13 protein-coding genes and 5 pseudogenes are annotated in these 18,158 nt (G+C 64.5%); 9 read left to right on the top strand and 9 right to left on the bottom strand.

The features are described from left to right. Position 1 precedes the first annotated feature (1 nt). The 7 genes and pseudogenes from ACETMP_RS06840 to ACETMP_RS06810 all read right to left on the bottom strand — a co-directional run bounded on the left by ACETMP_RS06840 (position 2) and on the right by ACETMP_RS06810 (position 6,629). Positions 2-511: a hypothetical protein gene (locus ACETMP_RS06840; protein ID WP_375160371.1), complete on the bottom strand. Its 510-nt coding sequence runs from the start codon at positions 509-511 to the stop codon at positions 2-4. A gap of 180 nt (positions 512-691) precedes the next feature. Then, positions 692-1,681, bottom strand: a complete 990-nt coding sequence (locus ACETMP_RS06835; RefSeq protein ID WP_375160370.1) for a hydroxyacid dehydrogenase — start codon at positions 1,679-1,681, stop codon at positions 692-694. 34 nt (positions 1,682-1,715) lie between these two features. Beyond that, positions 1,716-2,817: pseudogene (locus tag ACETMP_RS06830) on the bottom strand (ABC transporter ATP-binding protein). Between the two features lie 6 nt (positions 2,818-2,823). Further along, a complete protein-coding gene (locus ACETMP_RS06825) occupies positions 2,824-3,735 on the bottom strand; it encodes a carbohydrate ABC transporter permease (protein WP_375160369.1) in 912 nt (303 codons plus the stop codon). Continuing rightward, on the bottom strand, positions 3,735-4,673 hold the full coding sequence (locus tag ACETMP_RS06820) for a carbohydrate ABC transporter permease (protein ID WP_375160368.1): 939 nt from the start codon (positions 4,671-4,673) through the stop codon (positions 3,735-3,737). The genes ACETMP_RS06825 and ACETMP_RS06820 overlap by 1 nt, the downstream gene beginning before the upstream one ends. Positions 4,674-4,812: 139 nt before the next feature. Next, positions 4,813-6,152 (bottom strand): annotated as a pseudogene (locus ACETMP_RS06815) (ABC transporter substrate-binding protein). 300 nt (positions 6,153-6,452) lie between these two features. Next, positions 6,453-6,629 carry a hypothetical protein gene (locus tag ACETMP_RS06810; RefSeq protein ID WP_375160367.1) on the bottom strand — a complete coding sequence of 59 codons (177 nt, stop codon included), beginning with the start codon at positions 6,627-6,629 and terminating at the stop codon, positions 6,453-6,455. On the opposite strand from ACETMP_RS06810, the gene ACETMP_RS06805 reads away from it, so the two are divergent. Next, the gene (locus ACETMP_RS06805; RefSeq protein WP_375160366.1) at positions 6,622-7,404 is read left to right on the top strand and encodes a Spy/CpxP family protein refolding chaperone; all 783 of its coding nucleotides are present in this window, start codon (positions 6,622-6,624) and stop codon (positions 7,402-7,404) included. The genes ACETMP_RS06810 and ACETMP_RS06805 overlap by 8 nt on opposite strands. A gap of 111 nt (positions 7,405-7,515) precedes the next feature. After that, positions 7,516-7,893: a response regulator gene (locus tag ACETMP_RS06800; protein ID WP_375160365.1), complete on the top strand. Its 378-nt coding sequence runs from the start codon at positions 7,516-7,518 to the stop codon at positions 7,891-7,893. A gap of 42 nt (positions 7,894-7,935) precedes the next feature. Here ACETMP_RS06800 and ACETMP_RS06795 read toward each other — a convergent pair whose 3' ends face one another. Both ACETMP_RS06795 and glk read right to left on the bottom strand, forming a co-directional pair. Continuing rightward, complete coding sequence (locus ACETMP_RS06795; protein WP_028136378.1) at positions 7,936-8,139, bottom strand: hypothetical protein; 204 nt, start codon at positions 8,137-8,139, stop codon at positions 7,936-7,938. A gap of 143 nt (positions 8,140-8,282) precedes the next feature. Next, positions 8,283-9,270: pseudogene (gene glk / locus ACETMP_RS06790) on the bottom strand (glucokinase). A gap of 258 nt (positions 9,271-9,528) precedes the next feature. On the opposite strand from glk, the gene pncA reads away from it, so the two are divergent. The 7 genes and pseudogenes from pncA (at position 9,529) to ACETMP_RS06755 (ending at position 18,156) form a co-directional block, all read left to right on the top strand. Next, positions 9,529-10,167 (top strand): bifunctional nicotinamidase/pyrazinamidase, encoded by a 639-nt coding sequence (gene pncA, locus ACETMP_RS06785; RefSeq protein ID WP_375160364.1) that lies wholly within the window; start codon positions 9,529-9,531, stop codon positions 10,165-10,167. 10 nt (positions 10,168-10,177) lie between these two features. Beyond that, a pseudogene (locus ACETMP_RS06780) lies at positions 10,178-11,292 on the top strand (alpha/beta fold hydrolase). Between the two features lie 139 nt (positions 11,293-11,431). After that, positions 11,432-13,464: pseudogene (locus tag ACETMP_RS06775) on the top strand (NAD(+) synthase). A gap of 30 nt (positions 13,465-13,494) precedes the next feature. Continuing rightward, positions 13,495-13,872: a GrlR family regulatory protein gene (locus tag ACETMP_RS06770; RefSeq protein WP_028136383.1), complete on the top strand. Its 378-nt coding sequence runs from the start codon at positions 13,495-13,497 to the stop codon at positions 13,870-13,872. A gap of 804 nt (positions 13,873-14,676) precedes the next feature. Next, on the top strand, positions 14,677-15,222 hold the full coding sequence (locus tag ACETMP_RS06765; RefSeq protein WP_375160363.1) for a DUF1236 domain-containing protein: 546 nt from the start codon (positions 14,677-14,679) through the stop codon (positions 15,220-15,222). Positions 15,223-15,673: 451 nt separating this feature from the next. Further along, the gene (locus ACETMP_RS06760) at positions 15,674-16,489 is read left to right on the top strand and encodes a sugar phosphate isomerase/epimerase family protein (protein ID WP_375160362.1); all 816 of its coding nucleotides are present in this window, start codon (positions 15,674-15,676) and stop codon (positions 16,487-16,489) included. Positions 16,490-16,518: 29 nt separating this feature from the next. Beyond that, the gene (locus ACETMP_RS06755; RefSeq protein ID WP_375160361.1) at positions 16,519-18,156 is read left to right on the top strand and encodes an ABC transporter substrate-binding protein; all 1,638 of its coding nucleotides are present in this window, start codon (positions 16,519-16,521) and stop codon (positions 18,154-18,156) included. The last annotated feature ends 2 nt before the right edge of the window (positions 18,157-18,158 follow it).

Raw genomic sequence — 18,158 nt, 5'->3', positions numbered from 1 at the left:
TTTAGGCTTCGCCCTTGCGCTCGTAGTCGGCCAGCGAGCTGCGGCCGGCGATCTCGCTGCGCAGCAGCTCGAAGCGCCGATGCGCCTCGTCCTGCTGGGTGTCGACGAAATGCACCGCGGCCTCGCTGGTCATGGGGCCGCTGACCACGGGCGCGGATTGCTCGCCGATGGTTTCGTGGACGTAGTACTGGGCGTCATCGCCGCGATGGACCGTCCACTTGAGACGGATCGCCACCATGGGTCCGGGCCCGACCTTGCTGTAGCCGTCGGCATCGGCGTGCTCCGGCACCAGCGGCTGCTCCTCGACGACAGGATGCTGTTCCAGCGACGGATGCTCTTCGACCGCAGGATATTCGTCCACGACCCGATGCTCGTCGGCGTCCACGTGCTCGCGCTCTCCGGACACCACGATCTCCGTCTCGGTCTTGCGAATGACCAGGACGGGCTCGGGGTTCTCCAGAATGCTGGCGATGGTCGCCAGCGCGTGGTCGGTCGGGTCAATCTCTGACAAGGGTCCATCCTCCAGCTCGACGCGACCGGCTAGTTCTGTCCCACTGCCGCCGCGGCCGGGAACATTAGGCGCGCTTGATTAAGGCTGAGTTGGGGCCCGATCTGCGCCAAAATGGGACGGTTCCTGGCGTTCCGAAGGCGGGCGCTTCCGTCGCCCGCCAGGAGCTTCGCTTGGCTCAGCTCAGCCGAGCACGTCCTGATTGATCACGTTCTGCCGGATCGGATCGCCGTCGAGCACACTCAGGATGTTGCGCGCGGTCTGCTCGCTCATGCGCTGGACCGCCTCGACCGTGACGCCGGCGACGTGCGGGGCGATGATGACGTTGGGCAGGGCGAACAGCGCATTGCTGACCGGCGGCGGCTCCACCTCGAACACGTCGATGCCGGCGCCGGCGAGCTTGCCCGAGACCAGCGCGCCGTGCAGCGCGGCTTCCTTGACGATGCCGCCGCGCGCGGTGTTGATGAGATAGGACCTCGGCTTCATCCGGCCGATCCTGTCAGCATCGAACAGGCCGATTGTCTCCGGCGTCTTCGGGCAGTGGATGGTGACGAAATCGGCGTTCGGCAGCGCGGCGTCGAGGTCGGCGACGGGCTCGCAGCCGGCAGCCTTGATCTCGGCGGCAGGCTTGTAGGGATCGTAGACCTGGACGTTCATTTCGAATGCCAGGCAGCGCCTGGCGGTGCGGCTGCCGATACGGCCGAAGCCGATGATCAGCACGGTCTTGCCGTAGAGATCGAACGGCAGCATGCCGAGCCGATCGGCCCATTTGCCGTCCTTGACGCAGGAATGCAATTCCTGGGCGCGCTTGGCCAGCGTCAGCATCATGAACAGCGCGGCTTCCGCAACCGAAGGCGAGTTGGCGCTGCCGGCGACCATCAGCGGCACCTTGCGGCGGGAGAGGGCGGGCACGTCGACGGCGTCGTAGCCGACGCCGATGCGGGTCACCACCTTCATGTCCTTTGCGGCCTCGAGCTCGGTCTCGCCGAAGGCGGTGGCGCCGAGCGCGACGCCGTGGACCGGCGCATGGCTCTTCAGCAAAGCCTCGAAGTCCCCCGCCGAAATCAGGTTCGGAAACTCGACGAGTTCGATATCGTCCCGCTGGGTGAGGAGGGCGCGTGCCCCTTGCGACAAAGTTTGCGTAACGAAAATCTTCTTCTTGTTGGTCGCCATCGTCCCCTGCCTGCGCGAGTTTCTTGAACCGGCGTCACAACACGGCGCCGGTCGCCTCGTTTAGCAGGTGCATATTGTTGAGGTCCATCGCCAAACGCATGGGTGCCCCGTCCTTGGCGCCGGCATTGGGATTGACGCGGCCGCAGACCGGTGTGCCATCGAGTCCGAAATAGACCAGGGTCTCCATTCCCATCGGCTCGGTGACGTCGAGCACGGTGTCGAAGGTCTCCACGCCGGGCTCCAGATGCGCGTGCGACTCGGTCAGATGCTCGGGCCGAAGGCCGAGCAGCAGCTTGTCGGTGCGGGGCAGCGAATTGTAGCGCGCGGCCCGGGCCGGCGGCAGCGGGAAGGCGATGCGGTCGGTGAGGCGGATCTGCAGCGTGCCGCCGACGTCCTCGAGGCCGGCAAGGGATGAAGTTCATCGCGGGCGAGCCGATGAAGCCGGCGACGAAGCGCGTGGCCGGCTTGTGATAGAGCTCGTTCGGCGTGCCGATCTGCTCGATCCGTCCCTTGTTCATCACCACGACGCGGTCGGCCAGCGTCATCGCCTCGACCTGGTCGTGGGTGACGTAGACGGTGGTGGTACGTACCTTCTGGTGCACCTTCTTGATCTCGATCCGCATCTGCACGCGCAGCTTCGCGTCGAGATTGGACAGCGGCTCGTCGAACAGGAAGACCTTCGGATTGCGCACGATGGCCCGGCCCATCGCGACGCGCTGGCGCTGGCCGCCGGAGAGCTGCTTCGGCTTGCGGTCGATCAGGTCGGTGATGTCGAGCAGGCGCGCGGCCTCCGTCACCCGCGCCTTGATCTCGGCCTTGGGATAGTGCTTCAGGCGCAGGCCGAACGACATGTTCTCGGCGACCGTCATATGCGGGTAGAGCGCGTAGTTCTGGAACACCATGGCGATGTCGCGGTCCTTCGGCGGCACGTCGTTGACGATGTCGCCGCCGATCATGATGTCGCCGTCGCTGATGTCCTCGAGGCCCGCGATCATGCGCAGCGTGGTCGACTTGCCGCAGCCGGACGGTCCGACCAGCACGATGAACTCGTGGTCGGCAATGTCGAGGTCGATGCCGCGCACGGCCTCGACGTCGTCGTAACGCTTAACAACCTTCCGCAAAGCAACGTCAGCCATGAGTCATCAACCCTTTGTCGCACCGGCGGTCAGGCCGGCAATGTAGTAGTCCATCAGGAACGCGTAGATGATCAGCGGCGGCGCCGCGCCGAGCAGCGCGCCGGTCATGATCTGTCCCCAGTTGAACACGTCGCCCTTGATCAGCGTCGTGATGATGCCGACCGGCAGCACGAGCTGGTCCGTGGAGGTGGTGAACACGAGCGGATAGAGGAACTGCGCCCAGGACACGGTGAAGGCGAAGATGGTCGCGGCGATCAGCCCCGGCAGCGCCACCGGAATGAAGATCCGGGTCAGCGTCTGGAACCAGGACGCGCCATCGATGATCGCGGCCTCGTCGAGCTCCTTGGGGATCGAAGCGAAGTAGCCGATCATGATCCAGGTGCAGAACGGCACCGTCAGGGTCGGATAGATGAAGAGCAGCACGTACCAGCGGTTGATGAGCTGGATGCCGGTCCAGTCGCCGAACAGGGCGAACACCTTGAACAGCGGAATGAACAGCAGGCTGTCCGGAATGAGGTAAGTCAGGAACACGCCGGTCGCCAGCGTCGCCGAGCCCCAGAACCGCATCCGCGCCAGGGCAAATGCCGCGGGCACGCTGATCAGCATCGTGATGGTGACCACGAAAATCGAAACCAGCGCGGAATTCCAGAAGAACCGCAGGAACTGGTTCGAGGTCAACAGGCCGACATAGTTCTCGAGAGTGGGATTGAAGACCCACCATGGATTGGTCGCTGCCGAGATTTCGGCGCTGCTCTTGAGCGAGGTGATCAGCATGTAGATCGGCGGCAGCAGCGAGAAGATCGCAAACAGCGTCAGAAAGAAGTACGACCACCGCAGCGCCCATTTGCGGTCGCGGCTCATGCTTCCATACTTGACCGTACGCGTCGGCGCGGCCTTGTCTATCGTGACTGAGCTCATCAGGCTTCATTCCCGCGCTTGTTGACGTCCCGCAGGATGAATATCGCTGCGACCGCCAGGATTGGCACCATGAACAGGGAGACGCTGGCGCCCAGCGGAATATCGCTGCCTTCGATGCCGATCCTGAAGGCCCAGGTGGCGAAGATGTGGGTGTGGTCGAGAGGGCCGCCGGCGGTCAGGATTCGCACGATGTCGAAATTGGCGAAGGTCACGATCAGCGAGAACAGCGTCGTGATCGCGATGATGTTGCGCATCATCGGCAGCGTCACGTACCAGATCCGCTGCCACCAATTGGCGCCGTCGATGGCGGCGGCTTCATAGAGCTGGTCGGGCACCGATTTCAGGGACGCCAGATACATGATCATGAAGAACGGCGCGCCGTACCAGACGTTGACCAGGATGACGGAGAAGCGCGCCCAGGCGGCGTCGCCGGTCCACGGGATCGGACCGATTCCGAAAAACGACAGCGTATAGTTGAACGCGGAGTAGGAGGGGTCGAACAGCCACAGCCATGCCAGCGTGCTCATGGCGGGCGGGATGACCCAGGGCACCAGCAGCATGCCGCGCCATTTGCGCTGGCCCTTGGCCGGAATGTTGTGGACGAAGTGCGCGACGATGAATCCGATCAGCGCCTTGAACAGAACGGCGGTGATGGCGAAGATGCAGGATTGCTTGACGACCAGCCAGAACGTGTCGCGCTTGAACAGGAACTCGAAGTTGCCGAGACCGACGAATCTCTGCATCGACTTGTTGAGGGTCGCCAGATGAAGCGAGTAGAACGCGGGATAAAGCACCAGAAGCGTGATGAGAATGATCAGCGGCAGCGTCATCAGGAACGCCGCAGTCGATTTGCGTTTGAGTGCCTTTTGCAGACTGGAGCGTTTTCGCGCCGGTTGCGCTGCGCCAACTCTGTTTGGCTGCAATGCGACATCCGCCATGATGCATTTCCTCGCGCGGTTTGGTCGGTAGACCCGACTTTTGGAAGGTTCGAGAGCCGAAGCTGTCGGCTCTCGCCAGGTGATGAGGCGGAGGGATCGCCGCGAGCGGCCCAAGACCGTCGCGGCGAGCCGTTCCGGTTCAGCTCCGCATGAAGCCTTCGCATTCGCCTTCGGCCCAGGCGAGCGTCTTCTCCATCGCTTCGCCCTGATGATACCGCAGGCACATCTTGGTCAGCGTGGCCTGCGCATAGATCTGCTGTGCGATCTTCGGCGGCGCAGGCGAAGCTGCAATCGACAGCGTCTGATGCTTGTAGGGATTTGGATAGTGATAGAGTGTCCCTTTCGGCGGGCCCTCTTCCTGCCAGACCTTCAGCGTTGTCAGCTTCTCATAAGCCGGCAAGTCGTAGCCGCCGCTGGCCGTGACCATCTTCTCGATGGCTGCCGGCTTCGACAACGCCACCAGCAGGCTCTTCGCTGCTTCCTTGTTCTTGGAGAAGTTCCAGATGCTCCAGAAATACGGCAGGTAGGGTGCAAAGCGGCCCTTCGGCCCCGCCGGGAATCCGTGGGTCCAGCATTGCTCCGCAACCTGCGGCGCGTCGCGTTTGGCAACGGCCCAGGCGCTCGGCGGGTTCATGATCATCGCACCCCTGCCGGAAACCAGCCATTTGTTGTTGGATGCGTCGTCCCAGGCTGCGACGTCGGGCGGCAGGAAGCCGATCAGCTTCTTGTAGAAATCGAGCGCCTGACGAACCGCGTCGGTCTTGACGGTGAGATTGCCCTTGGCGTCGACGAGCTGGGCCCCGAACGACAGGAAGATCGCGCCCGCCGTGTCGACGTTGTCGGTGGTCTCGCCGAGGCCGATGCCGAACGGACGCCCGCCTTGTGACAGGCTTCGGCAGCCTTCAGGAATGTTTCCAGGGTCCAGTTGTCGGCCTTGGGTTGAGAGCCGGCCGGATACATCTCCTGTACGTCGATCCCCGCGTGCTTCTTCATCAGGTCGATGCGAGAGCAGGGGCCCTTGATTTGACTGCCGACGCAGGCGGGCACGCCGAGCCATTTGGTCCCGACCGTGCCGAGATATTTGGCCGTGCCGTTCACCTCGCCGTTCTCGGCGATGATCGGTCCCATGATGTCGGCAACGTTCTCCAACTGGTCGGCATTGGAATGCGCCCACCACGTTGGCATCGCGAAGATATCATGGCCGGATTTCGCCTGCGCTTCGGCGGCGATGGTCAGCAGGTTCTTGTTACCCTGGCTGGGAATGTAGTCGATGGTAACTTCGACCTTCTCCTTCGCGGCCCATTCGTTGACGAGCTCGGTCGAGGCCTTGTTGGCGCCTGGCACCCAATGGTCCCAGAAGCCGATCGAGAGCTTGCCGGCGGCGTAAGCGCCCCGGACATAGGGCGCCGAGATCAGCGCCGCGGAGGACATTGCAGTGGCAGCCACAAATTGACGTCGCGTCAGTCTCTTGCGTGACATCTCGTTTCCTCGCTTGGGTGTTGTTGTTGGAGTTTCCTCTAAGACGTCTTTTCCGAGTTTCTTGTTGTTCGATTTTCTTATTGATGCCGTCGGCCCGATGGCAATTCACCGATGCCCCAGCAAATTGGTAGCGCGATCAGATCATGATTGATCGCGTCTGTCGAGAAACCCGAGCGGCTCGTACATAGAACTAACGTTGTGTCCTGAACGGCGGGGCGCGCTGTGGGGGTCGTGCGCTGCGACCGCTTGTTTTTGCGACGCACACTTCGCGTGAACCGGCCCGGAACGATCCGTGCGCAATTACGCCGCAGTTTCGAACAAGCCTGCATAACCGCTTCGCGCGAAAGACTTTTCGGGCGTGGACAGCACCTGGCCGCGGCTGGACCGCGAAGCGGTGGAAACGATAGAGTTGCGGCGGGCGGCTTGGCTGCCGCCCAACAGGCGAGCGAGATCGACGATGGAGACGAGAATGATCAACCTGGCGCCGTCAGCGCAGCTTCACATGCGGCGATGCATCGCGCTCGGGGCCGTGTTCGCTCTGCTGCTCGGTGCCGCCGCGGCCAATGCGCAAGGTCTGGTCAAAGGCGTTCAGGACGGCGCGGCGGCCGGAAACAAGGCCGCAGGTCCGGTCGGTGGCGTGCTCGGCGGCGCAATCGGCGGCGTCGTCGGCGTCTTCACCGGCGTGCTTGGCGTCGGCAACAACAATGCCGGCAATCCGCCGCCGGCCGCCAAGGAGTCCAGCAAGGACGCCAAGCAGCAGGGCGCAGCCAAGGACAAGGACGCCAAGAGTGCCAAAGCGGGCAAGGGCGGCAAGGCGAGCAAGGAGGCGAAGAACGCACCGCAGGGCAAGGACAACAAGGACGTCACCGTCCTCACCCAGCCCGGCGCGCCGCAGCAGACCGCCGAGCAGATCGTGGCCAACAGCGATTCCTACATCGAGCGGATCAAGACCGAACTGAACCTGACGCCCGAACAGGAGAAGCACTGGTACGGTTTCTCGAGCGCGATGCACTACCTGGGACATAATGGTGCAGAGCGACTCAACTTGCGGGTTGCGCGCGCCAAGCGGGATCCGCCCGACGACATCATCGAGCAGATGCGCAACGAGGCGCAGTTCCTGATCGACCGCGCCGCCGACCAGCGCAATGTCGCCGACGCCGCCGAGCCGCTCTATTCGAGCCTCGATGACAAGCAGAAGCAGGTCTTCATCCAGGAGATGGTGCGCCTGAGCCACGAGCGCGGATTGGATTGATCAAGTTGAATCGGATCGGGCGCCTCTGAATTAACGGCGCCCGCCACGAATTCGTGTATCCCCTCCGCAATTGATGTATGGTTAGCTTCGCAAGCTGACTGCGGAGTTGAAATGGCGGACGGACTCTCCGTTTTCCTGGTCGAAGACGAGGCGTTGATCCGGATGATGATCGCCGACATGGTGGTGGAACTCGGCCACCACGTCGTCGCGGAAGCGGACAATGTGCGGGACGCGAGCGCGTTTGCCATGACCGCGCAATACGATCTGGCCATCCTCGACATCAACCTGATGGGCGTCTACGTCGATCCCGTCGCCGACTTGATCGAACGTCGCGGCAAGCCGTTCCTGTTCGCCACCGGTTACGGGCCCGAACTGCTGCCGTCCTTGCTCCGGCGCCGGCCGATCCTGCGCAAGCCGATCGCGATGGATCAGCTCAAGGCGATGATCGATTCGATGTTTCCCGAAGTCCCGGCCAAGGCGCCGAACTGAGCGACGGCACATATGCCGCGTTGTTGACGACGACGCCGCACCTCAGTTGCGGCCGTTCTTCAGCACCCTGGCAATGGTATGGGCCGTCATGGCCGCCCGGTCCGAGGCGCGCTGTGCAGCCAGCCGGTCTCGCGCCTTTTCCTCGATCAAAAGATCGATCAGGGCCAGCCGCTTGTCTTCGTCATCGGCCTCGCTCAGCAGGCGATGATAGCGGTGATAGTCGAAACCCAGATCCTGCTTACGCATGTCACGCCCCCGCAACTACGCCACACACGGCTTGATTGTTTCGCATCGGGAACATGGAGGCAAGCGTGTTCATGCGTGGAACCGCGCGGACGCTGAATCACCTGTGAATATTGGAACCAACGAGTGGAGAGAGTTCCCGTAGCTCAATCCACAGTATGGTCGGCAAACATCTTCAGGCCGACGAAGCTTGCATCTCGCTTGATGACCAACCTGGTCGGGATGTTGCGCAAATAGTCCTGGAACCGGCCTTTAGCTTCGAAGCGCGGCCGGAACGCGGAGGCCCTCAGGAACTCGGGAAAGCGCGGCACGATTCCGCCGGCGACATAAACGCCGCCGCGGGCGCCGAATGTCACCGCGAGATTGCCGGCGACCGAGCCCAGGATGGCGCAGAACATCCTCGAGCGTCGCCCGGCTGAGGGGACAGCTGCCCTCCAAGGCCGCCTTGGTGATGGCGGCAGCATCGCGATGCGGCACCTGAGCGCCGTCAACTTCCGCCAAGGCTTCGTAGAGATTCTGCAGTCCGGATCCCGAGAGGGCGCCGCGCTCGATGGAGACATGGCCGAGGCGCCGGCGCAAGCAGGCGATCACGCGTTCCTCACGCTCATTCTCCGCCGGCAGGGTCGCGTGGCCGGCTTCGGTGACGATAGCGAGGCGCGCGCCATGGCGCTGGACCAAACAAGAGACGCCAAAGCCGGTTCCGGGTCCGACCACCAGCAACGGCTCGCCGGACAGGCCATCGCCTCCGCCGAGCGGGATCAGATCGGCAGGCTGCAAGGCGGGCAGGGACCAGGCTACCACCTCGAAGTCGTTGAGCACGTGGACGCTGTCGAGGCCCAGAGCCGCTTGCAGCTCGTTGCCGTCGATGACCCAGGGGCTGTTGGTCATGACGCAGCGGTTATTGGTGACGGGTCCCGCCACGGCGAGCACGGCCCTGCGGGGCCGCTCGCCACCGGCCCGGCGCGCCAGGACGTCCGCAATGGCCTCCCGAACCGTCGGAAAATCGGCGACTTTCACATAGTCGATCGGTCCGGATTGACCGCCTTGGCCCAATTCGCTCTGGCTCAGCGCGAAGCGCGCATTGGTGCCGCCGATATCGGCGAGAAGAATCTGTCCTGTCTTGCCGATATTCATGATCTCGTGGTTGCCGCCGCCTTCCGGCCTCGGCAACCCTCTCCTCCGCGCCTTCGACCCCATCCACCCGTCACGACAGTTTCGAGAATCCGCCCTCGGGTGCGCCTAGTCAACACGGACGTGGCCAAACCGTTGCATGCTGGTGCTGGTCCGGCGACCAATTCGCGCAGGTTTTGCACGGTGCCGGCGGTTGCGAAGCCGGGCGGGAAGACCGACACTAGGGGGCCTGTCCGGCGGCCGCTGCACCGGGCACATGGAATGGGACTGGCGATGAAGATTTCCGACCACGACGTGCTGCTGGCGATCGACATGCAGAACGACTTCTGCACGGGCGGAGCGCTCGCCGTTCCCGGCGGTGAGAAGGTCGTCCCCGCCATCAACCGGATCGCCCAAAAATTCGCCAATGTGGTGCTGACCCAGGACTGGCATCCGCGCGACCACGTTTCGTTTGCGACGAATCATGCGGGCAGGCAGCCGTTCCAGACCATCGAGCTCGACTATGGCACCCAGGTGCTCTGGCCGGCGCATTGCGTGCAGGGTACCTCGGGTGCCGAATTCCACCGCGATCTCGACGTGGTGAGGGCAAGCTTGGTGGTGCGCAAGGGGTTTCGCCGCGGCATCGATTCCTATTCGGCATTGTTCGAGAACGACCATAAGACGGCGACCGGCCTGCTCGGCTATTTGCGCGAACGCGAGCTGAAGACTGTCTTTGTCGCCGGTCTGGCGCTGGATTTCTGCGTCCGCTTCTCGGCGGAGGATGCGCGCAAGGCGGGGTTGGAGGTAGCTGTGGTCGAGGACGCCTGCCGCGGCATCGATCTCGACGGCTCGGTAGCCGCAGCCCATCGAAGCTTTCGCGACCTCGGCATCTCCGTCGTCAGCCTCGAGGCGTTTCTCTAAGGACCTCGTCATGGTGGACAAGATCGGCAAACAGGCGAGCGGACAGAACCATGCATCCAACGAGCCGCTGCTATGGCCGTTCACGGCAGCCCGGCTGGCCATGGACGCGTGCTTCTGGTGGGTCGAGCGCGGCCGGGCCGAGCAGGACGAGAGCAAGCTGCCGTGGACGACGCCCAACCGTGTTGCGCTCGAGCTCGCGACGATGCACCTGCGCGATTGCTCGCAGGGTCGGTCCGGCCAGCCGGTGCTGGTGTGCGCGCCCTATGCGCTGCATCGGGCCTTGATCGCCGATTTCGCGCCTGGCCACAGCGTGGTGCAGTCTCTGCAATCTGGCGGCATCGACCGGATCTACCTCACCGATTGGCGATCGGCCACCCCGGGCATGCGCTATCTCTCGATCGACAGCTATCTCGGCGACCTCAACGTCGCCATCGACGAGATCGGCGCGCCGGTCGATCTGGTCGGCCTGTGCCAGGGCGGCTGGCTGTCGCTGCTCTATGCGGCGCGCTTTCCGGCCAAGGTGCGGCGGCTGGTGCTGGTCGGCGCCCCCGTCGACCTTTCAATCGAGTCGCCGTTATGCCGGCTCACCCGCAACGCGCCCGACATGGTGTACGACCAGCTCGTCGCACGCGGTGGCGGCAATGTCAGCGGCGGGGAGATGCTTCGCTTGTGGTCCAAGGCGCCAAACCGCGATGATATCGTGGCGGCATTGCAGAGAGCTATCGGACGAGGAAGGCGCGGCGCTGCTCGCGCGCTTCGAGCATTGGAACGCGGAGACGCTCGATCTGCCCGGTGCCTATTATCTGGAGGTCGTCAACCGGATATTCCGGGAGAACCAGATCGCAGGCGGCAGCTTCAAGGCGCTTGGCCGCACGATCGATCCGAAGGACGTCAAGACGCCGGTTTTTCCTGCTCGCCGGGCTCGACGACGACGTCGTGCCGGCTGCGCAGGCGCTCGCCACGGCTGGTCTGCTCGGCACGCCGCCGGCCTTCATTGCGGCGGCTTCCGAGCCGAGCAACCACCTCGGCCTGTTCATGGGCGCGCGCACCCACGCGCATGCCTGGCCGCGGATCGCCGAATGGCTGCGCGACGACCTGTCGGGCGTGCTGGCCCGCAGCGCCTGAGCTCGTCGGGCGCGAACCGGCGGCCCTGCAAATCCGTTATGCATGACGGCGGATGGCCTGCACGGGACCGGGCCGATGGGCTACATATGGTCCGGAGCTGACGGCTTCGGCAGCGAAGAGATCAAGGGTACTGCGCTCGATGACTTTCCACTCGATCTACGCCCATGGATTTGCGCGCGTGGCGGCCTGTGTCACCACGTCTCATGTCGCCGATCCCTCGGCCAACGCAAAGGCGGTGCTGGCGGCAGCCAATGCCTGCCATGAGCAGTCGGTGGCGGTCGCCGTGTTTCCCGAGCTGTGCCTGTCCGGTTACGCGATCGAGGATCTGGTCAAGCAGGACCCGCTGCTCGACGCGGTCGAACGCGGTCTCGCCGGCCTCGTCGAGGCCTCCGCAAGCCTGATGCCGGTCCTGATCGTCGGCGCGCCGCTGCGCTTTGGCCATCGCATCTACAATTGCGCCGTCATCATTCATCGCGGCAACGTTCTCGGCGTGGTGCCGAAGAGCTATTTGCCGACCTACCGCGAATTCTACGAGGGCCGCCATTTCGCCTCCGGTGCCGGCATGGTCGGAGAGACGATCGCGTTCGGCGGGCTGAGTGCCCCGTTCGGCGTCGACCTGCTGTTCTCCGCCGAGGACGTTCCGGGCCTCGTTATCGGCGTCGAGATCTGCGAGGACATGTGGATCCCGGTGACGCCGGCCTCGGAGCTCGCGCTCGCCGGCGCGAGCGTGCTGATCAACCTCTCGGGCAGCCCGATCACGATCGGACGGGCGCGCTCGCGCGCGCTGCTGTGCCAATCGACGTCGGCGCGCTGTCTCGCGGCTTACGTCTACGCGGCCGCCGGGGCAGGGGATCGACCACGGATCTGTCCTGGGACGGCCAGACCTCGATCTACGAGAACGGCGTGCTGCTGGCCGAGGGCGAGCGGTTCCGGCAGAGCGGCCAGATCACCATAGCGGATATCGATCTCGACCTGCTGAGGCAGGAGCGCGCGCTGATGGGCACGTTCGACGACAACCGCCGCCAGCGCGAGGCGTTTTTCCGCAAGGTGACATTCGCGTTGAAGCCACCGGCCGCCGATATCGGCTTCCTGCGCAAGGTCGAGCGCTTTCCGTTCGTGCCGAGCGACGAAAGCCTGCTCGAGCATGATTGCTACGAGGCCTACAACATCCAGGTCGCTGGCCTCGTGCAGCGCATGCGCGCCACCGGCACCAAGCGCGTCGTGATCGGCGTCTCCGGCGGGCTCGATTCCACCCACGCGCTGATCGTGGCCGCCAAGGCGGTCGATCTGCTCGGCCTGCCGCGCGAGAATATCCTGGCCTACACCATGCCGGGCTTTGCCACCGGCAGCGAGAGCAAGACCCACGCGCTGGCGCTGATGCAGGCGCTGCACACGAGCTGGCAGGAGCTCGACATCCGCACCACGGCGACGCAGATGCTGAAGGACATCGGTCATCCCTTCGGCCGGGGCGAGAAGGTCTACGACGTCACCTTCGAGAACGTTCAGGCCGGCCTGCGTACGGATTATCTGTTCCGGCTCGCCAACCATCACGGCGGCATCGTGATCGGTACCGGCGATCTCTCCGAACTCGCGCTCGGCTGGTGCACCTATGGCGTCGGCGACCAGATGGCGCATTACAACGTCAATGCCGGGGTGCCGAAGACGCTGATCCAGCACCTGATCCGCTGGGTGATCTCGTCGAAGCAGTTCAGCGACGACGTCAACCGCACGCTCGGCGCGATCCTGGCCGCCGAAATCTCGCCCGAGTTGGTGCCGGTGGAGGCCGGCCAGAAGCCGCAGAGCACGGAAGCGGCGGTCGGACCGTACGAGCTGCAGGATTTCAACCTGTTCTACACGCTGCGGTTCGGCATGCGGCCGTCCAAGATCGCCTTCATGGCGCAGCACGCCTGGAAGGACGTGGCCCAGGGCGAATGGCCGCCGGCCTTCCCGAGCGACCGGCGCAGGGCGTATGATCTGCCGGAGATCCGCCGCTGGCTCGAAGTGTTCCTGCGCCGCTTCTTCGCGTTCAGCCAGTTCAAGCGCTCGGCGATGCCGAACGGTCCGAAGGTCTCGGCGGGCGGCTCATTGTCGCCCCGCGGCGATTGGCGCGCGCCGTCGGATTCGAGCGCGGCGGCCTGGCTCGAGGATCTCGAGCGGAACGTGCCGAGCTGATGGGGCCGCGGATCGGTGGGGGATAATCGGATGTCGACGGTGGATGGAGCACAGGAGGAGGCCAGGGTCGTCAACGGCCTCTACATCTTCGACATCGAGATGCGCGACGGCAAGCGCGGCCAGGCGAGGGGCGTCGTCATGCTCTGCGACGGCCGTATCATGGGCGGCGACAGCTATTTCTATTACACCGGCAGCTACACCTTCCGGAACGGCAAGTGGCGCGGCGACATGATCGTCAACCAGCATACCGAAGCCGTCGGCCGGACGCTCGCCTTCGGCGGCAGGGAGGTCACCTGCGGCTTCTCGGGCGACTATTCCGCCGGCGGCGCCGAGGTCGAAGGCATGGCGCTGGTCGGCAAGACCAGCGTGACATTCACAGCGCGCCTCACGCTCAAGGACCCGATGTGAGCCAGGCGTAACTCGGCCCCTCGTTCCTGCTCAGGAACCTTCGCACCTACAGAACGTTCGCGTGTGTTGTTGCGAATTCTCGAGGAGAGGGACCATGCCTAAGCACTTGATGCTATCGACTGCGGCCATCGGATTGATGCTCGCTTCCGGCTTCGCCTACGCCCAGGGGCCCGGTGAGCGTAGAGACGAGCCGAAACGGACCGAGGAGCCGGCGAAAGGCGCTGCGCCGCAGCGCGGCGGCGCGCAGGAACGTGTTCAAGAGCGCGCACAGGGCGCCCAGGAGCGACTGCAAGGCGCGGGCCGCGAAGAAAAGGGCGGCGCTGCCAAGCAGGAGGCGAGCGACGACAAGCGCCAGCCGGCCAATTCTGCCGAGCGTAACCGGCCGAAGGGCAGGGACCAGGCACAAGATCCCGCGAGCCTGCGCGCGATCGCAACCGTGAGGCCGAGAGCACCAAACCGGGCCGCGACAGCAAGAGCAGCGCTGAGACCAAGCAGGATAAGCAGGACAAGTCTGCGCCGCAGAAATCAACGGCCGAATCCGAGAAATCCAAGACCGGCCCCGCTGGTCAGCAGAACGAGCGGACTGGGGCTGCGACCAACCAGAAGGAGCAGAACCAGACCCAGCCGCCGCGCAATGCGGCCGATCAGCAGCAGCCGGCGCAGCAGACCGACCGGCCAGCCACGGCAACGGACACGAGCCGGACGGCTCCGACCAACAATGCGCAGACCGCGCCTTCCGGCACGCAGACCAATCAAGCCAATCAGACCACCCAGACCAACACGCAGGTCAATCAGCAGACCCAGGTGACCTCCGAGAAGCAGGTGCGGATCTCCGAAACGGTGAGCCGTGCACGCCTGGCCCAGCCCGAGCGCAACCTGAACATCTCGATCCGGGTCGGCGAGACGATTCCGCCGCGCGTGCGCCTCCACCGGCTGCCGCCAGAGATCGTGTCGATCGAGCCGGCATATCGCGACTATGAATATTTCGCGACGGAAGACGAGGTCGTCATCGTGGAGCCGCGCACGCATCGCATCGTCAGCCAGGTGCCGCGCGATCCGTCGCGGGCCCGCGCGCAAATGGGCGGCAGCGCTTCATCGAGCATGGCGGCGGCCGGTGCAAGCAATGTGAACTGCCAGATCATGCGGCGTGACGCTTCGGGCAATGTCGCTCAGGCAGAACCCTCGACCGTGGGCTCGACCGCGCGCGGGGATTCCATGAGCGTGATTGTCCAGATGCCCGGCGGCGGCTCGTCCGCGCCGATCGCCCTCGGCGCTCCCGCGGGCAACATCGTGGTCGCGACGCAAGGACAGGGCGACTGCACGGTGACGATCGAACCGCAGACGCGCTGAGCGCAACACGACGCTGAAACGACAACGCGCCGCCCGGATGCCCCAGCCGGACGGCGCGTCATTGCGTTCAATCTCAGAAAGTGTCGAGGTCCGGAGTGCCTAGGAGTCCGGACCTCGTCACCTTGCCCCAGCCTTCAATTCCCCGCCCCACGTGGTCCCCCAACCCCATGTAGCGCGATCAGAGGATGATGCCCGTGGAAGTGGCCGCCGATCGATGTCCCGCGATGTACGCGAAGCGTGGTTAGGATTCCATTCCGGATCACTACGGACACGAATATCGGCAGCGATGTGTCCGTTTTGCATCGGTGCGCGATCGCGGGTTGCCTGAACCCGAGCGCATCGTCGACAGGATGTCCACATCTCCCGGCGCTGCCGAACCTGCATTTCACCGGCCTGTCATCGAACTGGTCTAGCGCTGCTCCCGTCATCGCTGACGGTCAAGGAGCAAGCCATGTCGAAGCCGGTGCTGGGCGCCGCATTGTCCATCAAATCGATTCCCGCGCATCGCGACTGGCTTCTGGAGCGGCAGCGCGATCTCGAAATCCAGGATTTCTTCCGCGCCGATCTTCTCGATAGCGATTGGCGCAGCACCGCCGGCGAGATCAAGCAGATGCTGTCGGGCCATACCGGCCGGCTCGGCATCCACGGTCCGTTCTGGGGCTTCAAGATCGACAGCCACGATCCCATGATCCGCCAGGCGGTGACCAAGCGCCTGCTGCAGGGCCTCGACGCCGCCGAGTTCCTCGGCGCGACGCAGATGGTGATCCACTCGCCGTTCACGACCTGGGACCACAACAATCTCGATCTCTATCCGGACAATCGCAGCAACCTCGTCGAGCGCGTCAAGGCGACGCTCGCCGAAGTCGTCGCTCGGGCGGAAACCGTCGGCTGCGAGATCGTCATCGAGAACATCGAGGACAAGGATCCGCGCGACCGGGTGCGCCTCGCCAGGGCGCTCGAAAGCGCAAGGGTTCGCGTCTCGCTCGACACCGGTCACGCCAACTACGCCCACATCTCCACCGGCGCGCCGCCGGTCGACTACTACGTCGAAACCGCCGGCGACATGCTGACCCATGTGCATCTGCAGGACACCGACGGGTTTGCCGACCGACACTGGGCCCCGGGCGAGGGCAACATCCCCTGGGTCGCCGTGTTCCGCGCGCTGGGACGGCTAACGTCCAACCCGCGGCTGATCCTCGAACTCCGCAATCACGACGACGTCCGCGCCGGCGCAGCCCATCTCGCCGCGCTCGGTCTCGCCGAATAACCGCATCATCCAGGGCAGGAACTACCGCCATGAGCAAGCTTACCCGTCGCACCATCCTGAAGTCCGGCGGCGCGGCCGCAAGCACGTTGCTGCTGCCGCGCTTTGCCATCGCGCAGGGCGACAGCCGTCCGTCGGTGACGGTCGCCGTGCAGAAGGTGACCAACGCCAACGTGCTCGACGTGCTGCGCGAGCAGTCCAATGTCGGCGAGCGCGTGTTCTTCTCCTCGATCTGGGAAGGCCTGATCTCGAAGAACTGGCGCGGCAATCTGGAAGCCGTACCGGGCCTTGCCACCGAATGGCGCCGCATCGACGACCAGACCGTCGAGCTGAAGCTGCGCCAGGGCGTCAAGTTCCACAATGGCGACGAGCTCACGGCCGAAGACGTCGTCTTCACCTTCAGCCGCGAGCGCATGTTCGGCGACACCGAGGCCAAGAACCGCTCCACCATCAAGGCCTTCGAGAAGATCCCGACGCCGCGGCCGGGCAAGGAGCTGCCGCCTGACGTGCCCGCCGTCGCCCGCCGCATCTGGCCGGACCTCGCGCGCGTCGATGCCGTCGACAAGTACACCGTGCGATTCTACAACGCGACGCCCGACGTCACCATCGAGGGGCGGCTGCAGCGCTACGGCTCCGACATCATGAACCGCCGCGCCTGGGAGGAATCCGCGAGCTATCTCGACTGGGCGCGCAAGCCGATCACCACCGGTCCCTACAAGGTGGTCGAGCTCAGGCCCGACGTCTCGTTGACCCTCGAAGCGCACGACGAATATTGGGGCGGCCGTCCGCCGCTCAAGCGTATCCGTTTCCTCGAAGTGCCCGAGGTCGCCAGCCGCATCAACGGCCTCTTGTCGGGCGAATACCAGTTCGCCTGCGACATCCCGCCGGACCAGATCGCCGGCATCGAGAAGAATGCGGCGTTCGAAGTGCAGGGCGGCACCATCCTCAATCACCGCCTGACCGTGTTCGACAAGAACCACGCCGTGCTGGCCAATCCGCTTGTGAGGCGCGCCTTCACCCACGCGATCGACCGCCAGGCCATCGTCGACAGCCTGTGGGCCGGCCGCACCCGCGTGCCGAAGGGGCTGCAATGGGAGTTCTACGGCGACATGTTCAACGCCGATTGGGCCGTGCCCGCGTATGATCCCAAGCTGGCGCAGGATCTCTTGAAGCAGGCCAACTACAAGGGCGATCCGATTCCCTATCGCCTGCTCAACAATTACTACACCAACCAGGTCGCGACCGCGCAGATCCTGGTCGAGATGTGGAAGTCGGTCGGCCTCAACGTGCAGATCGAGACCAAGGAGAACTGGTCGCAGATCATGGAGCGCGGACCGGCCCGCGCCGTGCGCGACTGGTCGAACTCGGCGGCGTTCAACGATCCCGTGTCCTCGCTGGTCGCCCAGCACGGGCCGAACGGCCAGCAGCAGCAGATCGGCGAATGGACCAATGCCGAGCTGAACAAGCTCTCGGAGTTCCTGGAGACCTCGACCGACCGGCCTGCGCGCAAGAAGGCGTTCCGCCGCATGCTGGAGATCGCCGAGCGCGAGGATCCCGCCTACACCGTGCTGCACCAGAACGCGACCTTCACCGCCAAGCCGAAATCGATCAAGTGGAAGGCAGCGCCGGCCTTCGCGATGGATTTCCGCGCCGGCAATTTCGAGGCGTAGCC

The organism is Bradyrhizobium dasycarpum (assembly GCF_042019905.1).
GTDB lineage: Bacteria > Pseudomonadota > Alphaproteobacteria > Rhizobiales > Xanthobacteraceae > Bradyrhizobium > Bradyrhizobium japonicum_B.
Note: the sequence above shows the minus strand (reverse complement) of the source record. Positions and strands in the feature narration are given on the sequence as shown.